We start from the raw sequence: 13,142 nt of genomic DNA on the forward strand, positions 1-13,142 counted from the left end.
ACACTCAGCCCGTGAGCGACGGCCAGCGATTCCCGAGACCCCCACGCGGGCAACGTCACCTCTTTGCCGTCTGCCGGTTCGACGGGGGGGCTCAAGGGAAACGCCCCCACGGATGCGTTCGTCCTGACCCGCGGCTATTGGTCTGAGAACGAGGCCAACGGAAAAGCCGCGGAGTTGAACGATGCCGTAGTCGACCAGTCGACGGTCTACTTCGTCTTGCCGGTGCGGGTCGCTGAGCCAGACTGATCGCATGACCGCTCATCGGCAGATCCGGACGTCCGATGCGCAGCGAACGGACGCATGCATTGACCAATGAGTGGCGTCGGGTCAGGCAGGCGCGCCGAGCTCGTAGCGGACGTCGTACCGCGGGCGGTACGCCTCGCCGACCAGCGTGCCGTTGGAGTTGCGAACCGGCTCGACCACGGTCGTGCCGTACCGGGACACCACCCGGACCAGGCCGTGCGGGGTCTCCCACCGGTAGGCGCCCAGTCCGAGCTGGCGGGTGCGGTAGGGGAGATGAGTCTTGGCCCGGTGGTGTCGGCGGGTGAGTGGGGCGTCGTTGAGATCGCCAGTCTGACCGGGCGGTCCGTCCTTGTCGTACGGCGTGACGTGGTCGTGGTCGAGACGGCGGGTGCGGGAGGCGGAGTGGGGGAAGACGTCGCCGCCGGTGCGGAGGTGGGTGCGCACCTTGCAGGCCGCGGGGTGCTCGTAGGCATCGACGGCAGCGCCCGTGTTGAGGTCGATGACCGGGTGCAGGTCGATGGAGCGGTGGCGCAGCAGGGCCGCGACCTGCTCGAGCAGCATCGGTCCCAGGTCCTCCACGCGGGCGACGCCGGTGGCGAAGCCGGCGAGGACGGCGGCGTCGATGTGGACGTAGATCGTGGCCTTGCGCGGGGTGCGGCCAGGCTGGGGCGCCGGGGTCGCCTCGGGCTCACGGAGGCCTTCGAGGAAGCGGACGGCGGCGTAGGGGTCGGCGAGCAGCTCGACCGCGCGGGCACGGAACTGGTCCATGGTGGGGACGTCGTCCTCGTCGTCGGGGACGTGCTGGTCGGCCAAAGCCTGCGCAACCTCGTCGACGCTCGTGGTGAACTCGAGGGCTCCTGCATGCGGGAGCCTGAGAGTGATCGGCTGGACGCCTGCCTGGCCGTCGATGTCGGCGACCGCGTCGCCGCCGCGGCGACGTCGGGCGAACACGCCGATGCGGGCCTCCTCGGCAGCGATACGCTCGCGGTGGGCCGCGGGGTCGGCCTCGATGATGCGCGCCTCGGCGAGCTCGATGAGCTTGCCCGGCGTCAGGTCGTGGGCCGCGGCAACGGAGATGTCGACGATCTCGACCGCCGCGCGGGAGAGCTTGCGGGAGAGGTCGGCGATCCTCCGGGCGACCCACACCTCGACCTCGAGGCGCAGCACGCGCTCCCACAGGCGGGGGAGGCGGTGGCGCAGGTCGAGCGCTGCCGCTGCGCGGTTGGACGTGGCGATCCACCCGGCGTGGCTGGCGACTGCGAACTCGGCCATGCACAGCTCGGAGGTCTCCGGCGTGCCCTCGCCGCCGAGACGCACGAGGCGGTCGCCACCCAACCGCGGCGGTACGGCGCCCGGCTGGGACTGCGGGTCGACCGAGTGCAGATCGCACCAGGCGAGCAGACGCAGCAGCCCGTCGACCTCCAGCTGCCTCTTCTGGCGCACGCCGGACTCCTCGGCAGCGAGCAGCTCCGCTGCGCTGAGGTTCTCGGGGGTCGGCATGTTCAGATTCTACTCGAACACATGTTCGAATTCAATCCGGCGTAGGGGCGCGGGCTCAGGTGTAGGCAGCCACGCCCAGGCTCAGTCCTTCCGCACCGCATCGGCGATGTCGGCAGGAGTCGCGTCGACGTGGCCGTGGTCGGCCTGGGCGTCGATGTCGGTGACCGGTGGTGGCGCAGGCGTCCTGCGGGGACGGGGCTTCGCAACGGGCGCCGGGTCGAGACCGAGCTTCTCGGTCACGTTGACGGGCTCGTCGTGGGAGATCGTGAGCGACTGCTCACGATCCACGCCCCGGATCCGGCGAGCCGCCGTCTGTGCGACGCCCACCACTGCTCCGGCCACCGCGGCAGGTGCCTTCACCGCGGCGCCGATGATGCGCGTGATCGTGCCGATCGGGGCGAGGTGGATCACGGGGAGCTCCTCCGCTGGTCGGGTCTCGGGTACGTCCGGCCAGTACCCGTTGACGCAGGTGTCACCCGCGCCAACGGGTCGGTGGGGCAGGGGAGCGCCTCCTAGCGACGTACCAGCGCGACGTCGAACGTCGTCCCGGGCGGCGCACCGGGCCCGAACGGCGGCGGGAACCCGAGGTCGAAGCGGCCGTTGACCGCGGCGATCGTGTCGCCCTTCACCGCCATGGTGGTCGGCACGTGGAACAGGTCGGAGGTGATCGTCTGGACGACGGTGCCCCGGGACAGGTCGCCCGACAGGGCGATCTCGACGATCGTGTTCGCGAAGTTCTCCACCACGAAGAGCCGGTGCCCCTCGAGCTGGAGGCCGTCCGGGGTGCCCGGGATCAGCCCTCCGCCGGAGATCGGGATCGCAGTGCTCACGCCGGTGTCCGGGTCGACGAGCGCGACGATGCCGAGGTCGGTGTGGTTGACGACGAGCGTCGAGCCGTCCGCGGTCGCGTCGATGCCGTTGAGCCCGAACGTGCCCGGCGTGGACGTGCCGGCCGGTCCGGTCACGTGGATCGCGACGGGCGGGCCGAAGCCGCCGTCGCCGTACGGCAGCTTGTAGAGGTACGGCGCGAAGGTGTCGGTGAAGTACGCCGCCCCCGGGGTGAGCGCGACATCGTTGGTGAACGCCGTCGGTGGCCCGACCGCGACGTCCGCGACCTGGGAGCCGTCGCGGGTGTCGTAGACGTAGACGTGACCGCCGGCCCCGCCCGCCACGAACAGCAGCTTGCGTGCCTCGTCGACCCGCATGCCGACCGCGGCCCGGCCGGTGTTGTCGACGAAGACCTGCCCCTTCCCGGTGCTCAGGTCGCCGCGGTAGATGTCGCCGTCGCGGAGCGACCCGACGTAGAAGGTGTCCCCGGTCCCGATCGCGATCCCCTCGGGCTGGAAGTCGTCCGGGAGCGGGACGGTCGAGGTCGGCCGCTTCGCCGACGCGGGCGAGGCGAGCAGCGCCGTGGCGGTGACCGCCACGAGGGCGAGCCGGATCAGGCGCATGGCACGCTCAGCCGACCGACGCGATGAAGCCCAGTGCCTCGCCGGAGATGGCGGCCAGGTCCCCGACCTCGACGACCGGGACGACCTCCATGTCGAACCAGGTCCCGAAGATCGCCATGTCGCGCACGACCGCGTTGATGTCGTCCGTCGTGACGACGGCGAACCCGCCCTTGGCGTCGGCTCGGCCCAGGAACTGCTCGAACGTGACGCTCTCGGCGGGCGTCCACTTGCCGAAGACCTGCAGGGACCGGGCGGTCTCCGCCTCGCCGACGTAGGGCTTTGCCAGCCACGAGATGACGTACTTCATGATGACCTCCTCGAGGAATGGAATGTCGGCCGCCGGCGCCGCATGCCCGAGATCCCGTGCGAAGGAGTGGGAGCGACCTCCCAGCGGACGCTACGCCGCCGCGGAGCGGCGGGCATCCGCCATTGGTGGTATGCGCGAGAGCCCTCGATCCGGGCGCAGCGACGTCGACTGCCGCACCAGGTCGGGGCGTCAGCGAGGTGCGCGCAGATCCTGCGCGCGGATCACGGCGAGCAGGCCGACTGCCGCGGTGGCCGCGAGCAGGACGCCTGCCCAGGCGACTCCCCATGAGACGAGACCGTCCGACGCGATGTTGTCGATGAGGTCCCCGTCGAACATGCCGGCCACGAGGCTGATCAGGCAGAACGCGCCGAGCAGGACCGCTGCGATCCTGCCGACCGGAGGCCGCACGTTGCCTGCGGCCAGCCACGCAAGGACGAGCTGCGCGGCGCCGATGGGCAGCGGCACCGTGTTCTCGGTGTCGAAGCCCCATGCCTCGTTCCAGGTGTCCGCACCCAGGGCGAGGGCGATGAAGCCACCGATCACGTCGCAGACGAGCAGTACCAGCATGGTGAGGAGGAGAGCTCGTCCAGAGGTCACCGACGGCAGGGTCCGGAGGCGCTGGAAGGGTGGAGGTCGATCGCGGCCGGGCGGCAAGCGCATGACGACGAGTATCGACCACGACCGCTCCTTGGTGCAGTGGTGAGGAGACGACCCACCCGACCGCCGCGGTACGGCGGCCGACGAAGTCTGGTCGACGCGACCAGAGCCTGCCTGCGCCCACGTCGTACCCCTGTGTGATGCTTTTCGTTCGCACCTAGCAGGCCACATCACGACGACGGACACCGGGGGACAGGGTTGAGCGACATCGCCGCCGAGCTGGCGCGGGTCAAGGGCGCCTTCGCGCAGCCGACCCTGACCCTGCTCCACCAGCGGCAGGCGCCGGTCGTGATCACCATCTTCCGGGCGGCGTTCGGGCGCAACAACAAGCCGATCCCGACCGCGCGGCTGCACACCCAGGTCGAGGAGCACCTCGCCGAGATCCGCAGCGCGGGTGACACGGACCTGCCGACGGGCAGTGGGCGCGACATCTGCCAGCGGTGGATGCGGGGGCAGTGGCTGGTGCGGTCGCTGGACGAGCAGGGCAACGAGGTCTACTCGCTGACCTCCCACGCGCAGCAGGCGCTGGAGCTGGTCAAGAACCTCGCGCGCGACCGGGCGACGCTGAGCGAGCACCGGATCACGACCATCCTGAGCACCGTACGACGGTTCAACTCCGAGGCGAACCCGGACCGCAGCGCCCGGGTGACGCTGCTCAACGACGAGATCGCGCGGCTCAAGGTCGAGCGCGACCGGCTGGTCGACGGGGCCGAGATGGTGAGCGCGACCGAGGACTACATGCTCGAGGGGTTCACCGAGCTGCTGTCGCTGATCAGCGCGCTGCCGAGTGACTTCGCGCGGGTCGAGGAGCGGTTCGCGACCATCCGGACCGAGATCCTGGCGGCGTTCCGGGCCGAGGACCGTCCGGCGGGCGAGGTCATCGACGACTACCTGGCGCGGGCCGACGCGCTGATGACGGCGACCCAGGAGGGGCGGGCGTTCGAGGGGGCCTTCGCGCTGCTGCGCGACGACGGCATGGTGACCCAGCTGCGCGAGGACCTCAACGCGCTGCTCGAGCACCCGCTGTCGCCGGGCATCCTCGGGGAGGCCGACCGGGCCGAGCTGCGGGGGACCGTCAAGCTGGTGCGCGACGGCCTCGACCGGGTGCTGGCCCAGCGCAGCCGGGTGACGGCCACGCTCAAGGAGTACATCGTCTCCCACGACGCCGCCCGCGACCGCGAGCTGGAGCAGACCCTGCGCCAGGTCGAGTCCGAGCTGATGACGTGGATGTCGACGACCGGGCCACGGGCCACCCACGAGGTCTCGCTGTTGCCGAGCCGGATCAACGTCGACCACCTGCGCGAGCGGTTCCACGACCCGGCCGACGACGTGCTGCCGGCTCCGATCAGCGCGGCCGACCCGTCCGAGGCGCCGAGACTGTCGCTCGAGGAGCTGATGGCCCAGGGCGGTCCCCAGCTCGGCTCGCTGCGCCAGCGGCTCGACGACGCGCTCGGCGACCTGCTGCCGGCGGGCTCGCTCGGCGAGCTGTTCGAGGCGCTCGAGCCGTCGCTGCGGCGTCCGGTGGAGATCTTCGGCCTGCTGCACCTCGCAGCCGACCGCGCGTGGGAGACCGAGGACGAGCTCGAGTCGTTCGCCGCCGTACGCCCCGACGGGTCGCGCCGTACCTTCGCGGTGCCGCGCACCCCACTTCCCGATCCCGACCTCGAGCAGACCCCAGAGGAGATCCGCCGGTGACCGTCGAGCTGGACGAGCCCGTCAACGACTTCGACGACCTCGACGAGGTCGCCGACGAGAACTCGGTCTCCCTGTTCGAGGGCGACGAGGGCGGGCTGGAGTACGCGCAGCGGCACGCGCTGGTCACGCTGCTCAAGCAGCGGTTCATCAGCGCTCGCACCCACCCGCGCGACTGGCAGGTGCTGGTCGAGAACGAGCGGGTGATCCGCTCGCGACTCAACGACCTCTTCCTCGACCTCCAGGTCGACCCGACCCGCGAGGTCGCGTGGAAGCGGCAGGCCACCTCCGAGACGGCCAGCCGGTTCCCGACCCTGCTCCACGACACCTCCTGGTCGCGCGAGGAGACCCTCGTGCTCGTCCACCTGCGCGACCGGCTTCGGGCCGGGCTGGCGAGCGGCGACGCCCGGGTCTACATCGACCGCGAGGACATCGTCGAGTACGTCGCCAGCTTCCGCCCGGGCCACGCCACCGACGAGGCCGGCGACGAGAAGAGGGCCCGCAACGCCGTGGTCAGCGTCGTGAAGGCCGGCCTGCTCATCGGCTCGGCAGCCGACGACCGCTACGAGATCAGCGAGGCCGTCGAGCCGCTGCTGCCGCTCGAGCTGCTCCAGGAGCTGCTCGAAGCGCTGCAGAAGGCCAACGGCTCCGAGACGGAGCCGGAGCCCCGGGACGACGACCTGTTCGAGGAGGAGGACGCCTGATGTCCGTCGACGAGATGGAGCAGGTCGAGGGCACCGACGGCCTCTTCGACAAGGAGGTCGTGGCGACGCCCGCCGACGACACCGTCCAGTGGCGCGCCGCGCTGCTGCAGCTGGTCAACTGGGGTGGCTTCGGCGGCCTGACCACGGTTCCCCTGCGTGGCGACGCGACGATGATCTCCGGCGCCTCGGGCGTCGGCAAGAGCACCATCCTCGACGCCTACACGGCACTGATGATGCCGTCCGACACGAAGTTCAACGGAGCCTCCAACGACGCCGTCGCGGGCCGCGCCCGCAGCGCCGGCCAGCGCAACCTGCTGTCCTACCTGCGCGGTGCCGTCGACGTCGTCGACAACCCCAGGACCGGACGGCCCGAGGAGAAGCTGCTGCGCGGCAAGGGCTCCGACACCTGGGGCGCGGTCGCGATGACCTTCGTCAACGACCAGGGCGGCCGGTTCACCGCGCTGCGCACCTACTACGTCCCGCGCCGTGCCGCCCGCTCCGGTGAGGTGCAGATGCAGCTCGCCACCCACGAGGGTGCACTGTCGCTGGAGACCCTGGAGGTCGCCGTACCCGAGCGCTTCCACGCCAACACGCTGAAGAAGCTGTTCCCCGGCATCCGCGTGCACCGCACGTACGCCGAGTTCGCGGCCGTGCTGCACGCCCGGCTCGGCATCGGTGCCAACGGCGACGGCTCCAAGGCGCTGCGCCTGCTGGCCCGGATCCAGGCCGGCAACCAGGTCCGCAGTGTCGACGAGCTCTACAAGGACATGGTCCTCGAGCGGCCGACGACGTACGCCGCCGCGGACCGGGCGATCGAGCACTTCGACGACCTCGACGCGTCCTACACCGCGATGCGGACCGAGGAGCAGAAGCTCGAGCTGCTCGAGCCGATCACCGACCTCCACGAGCGCAAGGTCGCCGCGACCAAGCGACTCGCCGAGCTCGACTCGTACGGCGTCACGCTGTCCGGCGACACCCCGCTGCGGCTGTGGCTGCTGCGCACCCACCTGCGCCTGATCGAGGCGGCCGTCGCCGGCAACCGCGACTCCCGGCAGGGCACCGTCGAGGCACTCACCGCGACCCGGTCCGCCGAGACCACGCTCGCCGGCGACCTCGAGGCGGCGAAGGAGGCGCACCGCGCTGCCGGCGGTGGCGACCTGCAGGCGCTCGCTTCCCAGGCCGAGCACGAGCGGGTGATCCGCGAGGAGCGCGGCAACCGGCTCTCCGAGCTCGAGGAGCGGGTCTACCCGCTGGTCGGGCTCACCGATGCGGACGCCCCCGACCTCGAGTCCGCGCTCGACTCGGCGACCGCGTTCGCCGAGCTGCAGCTGCTGGCCCGCAAGCGGCTCACCGCCGGCGAGGCCGAGCAGGCCACGCTGCGCGCCCAGCGCGACCGGGTGCGTGACGCGCTGGTGCCGCTGAAGAACGAGCAGTCCGTGCTCAAGCGCGAGCGGGCCTCGATGGAGAACCGCAACGGTCGGGTGCCGTCGTACCTCCACGACCTGCGGGCCGCCGTCGCCGACGCGAGTGGGCTGTCCGTCGACGAGCTGCCGTTCGTCGCGGAGCTGATGGACCTCGCGCCCGAGGAGGCGCGCTGGCGCACCGCGATCGAGACCGTGCTGGGCGGTACGGCCCGGATGATGCTGGTCCCGATCGGCCGGCTGGCGGAGTTCTCCAGCGCCATCGACGGGCTGCGGCTGCCCGGCCGGCTGACCTTCCAGGGCGTCGAGCTCGACCTCCCCGAGACCGGCCCGGCCGACCCCGAGCGGGTCGCCGGCAAGCTGCTGTTCAAGGACTCGCCGTTCTCCGGCTGGGTCCAGCAGCACGTCGAGGAGCCGTCGCGCAACGCCTTCTGCGTCGAGAGCGCCGCTGAGCTCGACGGACCCGGGTTCCGGGTCACCGCCGCCGGCCAGACCCGCAACGGCGACCGCGGCACCCATGGCCGCAGCGACCACCGCAACATCATCGGCTTCTCCAACGAGGACGCGATCGCCGAGATCGACGGCCAGCTCGAGGAGCTCGAGCGGAAGATGGAGCAGGTCGACGCCAAGCTCGCCGACCTCGACCGCCGCGGGCGGCTGCTGGAGCAGCAGCGCAAGGCGTACGACGCCATCGCGATGGTCCGCTTCGACGACGTCGACGTCGCGGGCAGCGACCGTCGGATCGCCGAGCTCGAGCAGCGGCGTACCGACATCCTCACCTCCGACGACCAGCTCAAGGTGCTCCAGGCCCAGATCGACGAGCTGGTCCACCGGCTCGACGACGCGCGCCAGGAGCGGTTCGCGCTCGAGCAGAAGCAGCGCGAGCTCAACTCCGGGCACAGCGAGCTCGTCGACTCCGAGGACCTGGTCAAGGACCGGCTCGAGGCGATGGAGAAGGGCGGTGCGGTCGAGCTGAGCGAGGAGCAGGAGGCCGCGCTGGCCGCCGACTTCGCCGCAGCCGCCGCCCCGGCGGACCCCGAGGACCTCGACCGGTTCGCCGACAACTCCCACCGGCTGGGGGAGCGGCTGCGCACCGCCGTCGCCGACGCCGACGCCGAGATGCGGCGCTGCGACGACGACCTGGCGCTGATCTTCAAGCACTACAAGTTCCAATGGGACTCGCCCAACCTCGGCGCCACCTCGGACTCGTACGCCGACTACGCCCGGATCCTCGACGACATCCGCGGCACCGGACTCGCCGAGCGCCGCGCCGAGTGGCGTCGCCGGCTCACCGAGTGGAGCGGCCAGGACCTGGTGCCGCTGCTCGGCGCGATGTCGTCCTCGGTCGAGGAGATCGAGGACCGGCTCGAGCCGATCAACGCGATCCTGCGGCGCCTGGAGTTCGGCGGCGCCTCCGGCGACCGGCTGCGGATCCGGCTGCGCCGGCTCGCGCCGGCCCACGTGCAGGTGTTCCACAAGGACCTGCGCGCCCTGTCGTCCGGGGTCAGCGGCGAGCTCGACGAGGCCGGGCTCGAGAAGAGGTTCACCGACCTCAGCCGGTTCATGCAGCAGCTGCGCAAGCCGGCCCAGTCCGGCGACGGCCCGGCCCTCACCACGGACCGCGACCGGCTGCTCGACGTACGCCGGCACGTGGAGATCAGCGCCGAGCGCTACGACCACCTCACCGGTGAGCTGCGGGCGACGTACCGCACGCTGGGGGAGAAGTCCGGTGGCGAGAGCCAGGAGCTGGTGGCGTTCATCGTCGGCTCCGCGCTGCGCTTCCGGCTGGGCGACGAGATGCGTTCGCGGCCGCGGTTCGCGCCGGTGTTCCTCGACGAGGGCTTCGTGAAGGCCGACTCGGAGTTCGCCGGCCGCGCCGTGCAGGCGTGGAAGGGCCTCGGGTTCCAGCTGATCATCGGCGTCCCGCTCGACAAGGTGACCGGCCTGGAGCCGCACATGGACGAGCTGCTGGCGATCACCAAGAACACCACGACCCACCAGTCGTGGATCACACCGATCACCAACGCGGAGCCGGCCGAGTCCTGATCGTCAGGGCTTGTCGCCCTGCAGGTCGGTGAAACGGACGCCGTCCAGGCCGGCGATGGTGATCCACGCGCCGTTGTCGCTCGGCAGGGGACGGCCGACGATCGCGGTGCAGGCTGCCGGCTCGTCGCCGCAGAGCCGGGCCACGACGGCGCCGTCCAGGTCCCCGACGTCGAACGGCTTGCGGGCCGAGAAGCCGGGGCCGCCCTCGGTGATCGACGTCCCGTCCCACAGCAGGGTGCGGGGCCCGTCGTCGCCGGGCACGGTGAGCACGGCCTGGACCTGGAGCAGGATCACCTCGAGCACCTTCGGTGAGCCGGTCTCCTTCACCAGCGCCTCGGTCATCGCGTCCGTCGCGGCGGTGGAGAACAGGTCGACGTCGCCGGTCGACTCGACGTGGACCTCGCTGCGGGTGGTGGTCGTCGTGGTCGTGGACGACGCGCTGTCGTCGTCGACTGCGTTGACGACCAGCGCCGTGATGCCGACGCCGGCGCCGCCGAGGACCACGAGGACCCCGACGACCAGCATGCCGATCCGGCCGCGGAGCCGGCGGCGTTCCGTGCCCGCGTCGTACGTCGCGTAGGTCGCGCTGCCGTACGGGCGGTGCGTGGGCGGCGGTGGAGGGGGCGGCGGCGGGGTGCTGCCGTCCCCGGGTGCGTCGTACGGGCGCCACTGGTCGGTCACGGGCGTGATCCTAGGTGCTGACCTGGATCTGGACCGGGGTCGCGCCGGGCGTCGTGATGGTGAGCGTCGCCGTGTCGTTGTTCCCGGTCTTCGTGATCGTGAAGGTCTGGTCGACGTCCCAGTCCGTCGACGTGAACGTCAACTCGGGGACGGAGATGTGTGCCTTGTTGCCGGAGTAGGCGAGGGTGACGGTGACCGGGCCGCTCGGCTGGAAGGCCAGGTGGACGTCGATGTCCGCGCTGGCGCCGGGCGACGCCAGGTCGATCGGGCCCGTCGGGTCGACCACGAGCGCCTGGGTGTCGTCGTCGACGACCGTGACCGTCACCTGGCGTTGCTGGGTCCCGAGCGCCACGGTCACGGTAACGGGATCGTCGGCGAGGTCGATGTCCTGCACGCCGTCCACCGGGACGAGAGCCGAGGTCTGGCCCGTCAGGATCGTGACGGTGCCGGGCACGGTCGCCGCTCCGGGCGGCGAGCTGCTGGCAGTGACGACGACGTCCGTCAGCGCTGGGACGTCGAGGGACACGACGAAGGAGGTGGTGGCGCCCTCGGTGACGGTCACCGTGCTGGGCGACGCCGACAGGGTGTACGCCGGTCCTGTCGTGACCTGCAGGTCGGTCGCCGGGCCGTCGCCCGCCGGGCCGTGCGGGACCACCCGGTAGGTGTAGCTCATGAGCGGCGAGGCGCTCGTGTCGACGTACGACGGCGTCGTGGTGGTGCCGAGGTCGCTGAACTCCCCGCCGTCCACACTGCGCCGCACCGCGTAGTCGGTCACCGGACCGGTCGCGGGCGAGGTCCACGCCAGCCCGACCGTGTACGACGTCGGACTGGTCCGGGTGAGGACGGGGGAGTCGAACGTGACCTGCCCCGGCGGCAGGGTGGTGTCGTCGACCACGACCGCCACGGTCTGCTGCTGGCCCCCGAGGGTCGCGGTGACCGTGGCGGCCTCGTCGTCCACGTCGTCGTCCGCGGCAGCGGTCACGGTGACCGTGGCGGAGCTCGAGCCGGCCGGGACCGTCACCGTGCTGTCCACGCTGACGGACGGGTCGGAGGACGCGAGGGACACCACGGTGTCGGCGAGGGCGGCGAGGCCGAGGCCGACGTCGCAGGTCGTGGTGGTGCCCTCGTCGAGCGTCAAGGTTCCGGTCGACACGGAGAGGACGTAGGGCGGTGCTGCGCCCGGTCCGATCGGGCCTGCCCAGGCCCCGCATCCCGCCTGGTTGCAGGCCCGGACCCGGTAGCTGTGGTCGAGCGCGTCGGCGCCGGGCGTCGACGAGGTCAGCGGCGCGTCGACCTGGGTCGTCGCGGAGCCGGGCGCCTCCTCGACCAGGTAGTGGCTCACCGGGTAGCCACCGTCGCTCGCGGGCGGCGACCAGGTCAGCAGGTAGGTCGCCTGCTCGGTGTTCCACGCCAGGCTCAGGTCCTGCGGCTCGGTCGGCGCGCCGGTGGGCATGGCCGCGACGGTAGCGCTGGCCGGGCCGAAGCCGACCCGGACCGTCGTGGACCGTGCGCTCACCCGGAACAGGTGCTCGACCCCGTTGGTCAAGGGGCCTGCAGAGAACGACGGGGCGGTGGTCTCACCGGCGAGGGTCCAGGTCGTGCCGCCGTCCACGCTCTGCTCGACACGGTAGAGCCCGGCCGCCGTCTCGCCGGGGGCGCCGCCGGTGGCCGGCACCCAGGTGAGCGCGACCGTGCCGTTGCCGGGGGTGGCGGTCAGCCCGGTCGGTGCGCCCGGAGGCGTCCGGGCGGTGTAGGGCCCGGTGCCGGCGAGGTCGCCGAACCCGGCGGCGTTGTGCGCCCGGATCCGCACCCAGTACCGGGCGCCCGGGACGAGTCCCGAGAGCAGCACCGGGTTGGTGGAGGTGCCCGGCGCGGGCGCGTCCACGGCGAGCGCCCAGCTGCTGCCGTTGGTCGAGGTCTCGACGCGGTAGAAGTCGATCGGGGCGCCGTTGCTCGCAGGTGCCTTCCAGTAGGTGCCGAGGGCGGCGGCATAGCTGTCGGCCTCGGGCGCGCCCGGTGCATCGGGGACGGTGCGTGGCGTGACCCGGACGCCGGTGCTCGGCTTGCCCCAGTGCGCCTTGCCGCGGGCCCGCACCCGGAACTCGTACGACGTCCCGTTGGCCAGCCCGGTGGCCCGCCACGACAACGTCCGACCGCTCACGGTCGCGACCGTCGTCCAGCCGGAGCCGGAGCGACGCTGGACGCCGTACCTCCGGATCGCCGAGCCACCGCGTCGGGCGGGCACCTGCCAGGTCACGGTCGCCGATCCGGCGTCGGCGACCGCGGCGACAGCGCGGGGCGCCGACGGCCTGCCGGCGGCCGAGGCGGAGCCGGCGGTGACCAGGCCGAGGCCGGTGAGGAGCAGGAGCATCGCCAGGAGCCGGGCGAGCATCGTCATCGCAGAGTCCCTCCTTCGGGCGGGACGCTACGGCGCGGGCAC

At 71.9% G+C, this 13,142-nt stretch carries 10 protein-coding genes; 3 read left to right on the forward strand and 7 right to left on the reverse strand.

Annotated elements, in window-relative coordinates:
• Window positions 1–327: 327 nt before the first annotated feature.
• From ACZYRU_RS12230 to ACZYRU_RS12250, 5 genes are all read right to left on the reverse strand, one after another.
• Complete coding sequence (locus tag ACZYRU_RS12230; RefSeq protein WP_488957375.1) at window positions 328–1,743, reverse strand: hypothetical protein; 1,416 nt, start codon at window positions 1,741–1,743, stop codon at window positions 328–330.
• A gap of 81 nt (window positions 1,744–1,824) precedes the next feature.
• Window positions 1,825–2,154, reverse strand: coding sequence for a hypothetical protein (locus ACZYRU_RS12235; RefSeq protein ID WP_488957376.1), 330 nt, complete (start codon window positions 2,152–2,154; stop codon window positions 1,825–1,827).
• Window positions 2,155–2,255: 101 nt separating this feature from the next.
• Window positions 2,256–3,194 (reverse strand): SMP-30/gluconolactonase/LRE family protein, encoded by a 939-nt coding sequence (locus tag ACZYRU_RS12240; protein WP_488957377.1) that lies wholly within the window; start codon window positions 3,192–3,194, stop codon window positions 2,256–2,258.
• A gap of 7 nt (window positions 3,195–3,201) precedes the next feature.
• On the reverse strand, window positions 3,202–3,501 hold the full coding sequence (locus ACZYRU_RS12245) for a DUF3303 domain-containing protein (RefSeq protein ID WP_488957378.1): 300 nt from the start codon (window positions 3,499–3,501) through the stop codon (window positions 3,202–3,204).
• A 189-nt stretch (window positions 3,502–3,690) separates the two neighbouring features.
• Window positions 3,691–4,098: a hypothetical protein gene (locus ACZYRU_RS12250; RefSeq protein WP_488957379.1), complete on the reverse strand. Its 408-nt coding sequence runs from the start codon at window positions 4,096–4,098 to the stop codon at window positions 3,691–3,693.
• 258 nt (window positions 4,099–4,356) lie between these two features.
• On the opposite strand from ACZYRU_RS12250, the gene ACZYRU_RS12255 reads away from it, so the two are divergent.
• The 3 genes from ACZYRU_RS12255 to ACZYRU_RS12265 are packed head-to-tail and all read left to right on the forward strand — an operon-like array spanning window position 4,357 to window position 10,021.
• Complete coding sequence (locus ACZYRU_RS12255) at window positions 4,357–5,853, forward strand: DUF3375 domain-containing protein (RefSeq protein WP_488957380.1); 1,497 nt, start codon at window positions 4,357–4,359, stop codon at window positions 5,851–5,853.
• Entirely contained in the window at window positions 5,850–6,554 is a 705-nt protein-coding gene (locus tag ACZYRU_RS12260) for a DUF4194 domain-containing protein (RefSeq protein ID WP_488957381.1), read from the forward strand. Before ACZYRU_RS12255 ends, ACZYRU_RS12260 begins: the two co-directional genes overlap by 4 nt.
• Window positions 6,554–10,021: an ATP-binding protein gene (locus tag ACZYRU_RS12265; RefSeq protein WP_488957382.1), complete on the forward strand. Its 3,468-nt coding sequence runs from the start codon at window positions 6,554–6,556 to the stop codon at window positions 10,019–10,021. Before ACZYRU_RS12260 ends, ACZYRU_RS12265 begins: the two co-directional genes overlap by 1 nt.
• 3 nt (window positions 10,022–10,024) lie before the next feature.
• On the opposite strand, the gene ACZYRU_RS12270 is transcribed toward ACZYRU_RS12265, so the two are convergent.
• Window positions 10,025–10,702 carry a hypothetical protein gene (locus ACZYRU_RS12270; protein WP_488957383.1) on the reverse strand — a complete coding sequence of 226 codons (678 nt, stop codon included), beginning with the start codon at window positions 10,700–10,702 and terminating at the stop codon, window positions 10,025–10,027.
• A gap of 10 nt (window positions 10,703–10,712) precedes the next feature.
• On the reverse strand, window positions 10,713–13,100 hold the full coding sequence (locus ACZYRU_RS12275; RefSeq protein ID WP_488957384.1) for a fibronectin type III domain-containing protein: 2,388 nt from the start codon (window positions 13,098–13,100) through the stop codon (window positions 10,713–10,715).
• Window positions 13,101–13,142: the final 42 nt, after the last annotated feature.

The organism is Nocardioides sp. F233, from assembly GCF_057813895.1.

What these genes read in the sequence shown, in the direction of transcription:
- ACZYRU_RS12275 (WP_488957384.1), bottom strand. Translation starts at nt 13,100, where the DNA reads ATGACGATGCTCGCCCGGCTCCTGGCGATGCTCCTGCTCCTCACCGGC.
- ACZYRU_RS12245 (WP_488957378.1), bottom strand. Translation starts at nt 3,501, where the DNA reads ATGAAGTACGTCATCTCGTGGCTGGCAAAGCCCTACGTCGGCGAGGCG.
- ACZYRU_RS12240 (WP_488957377.1), bottom strand. Translation starts at nt 3,194, where the DNA reads ATGCGCCTGATCCGGCTCGCCCTCGTGGCGGTCACCGCCACGGCGCTG.
- ACZYRU_RS12265 (WP_488957382.1), top strand. Translation starts at nt 6,554, where the DNA reads ATGTCCGTCGACGAGATGGAGCAGGTCGAGGGCACCGACGGCCTCTTC.
- ACZYRU_RS12230 (WP_488957375.1), bottom strand. Translation starts at nt 1,743, where the DNA reads ATGCCGACCCCCGAGAACCTCAGCGCAGCGGAGCTGCTCGCTGCCGAG.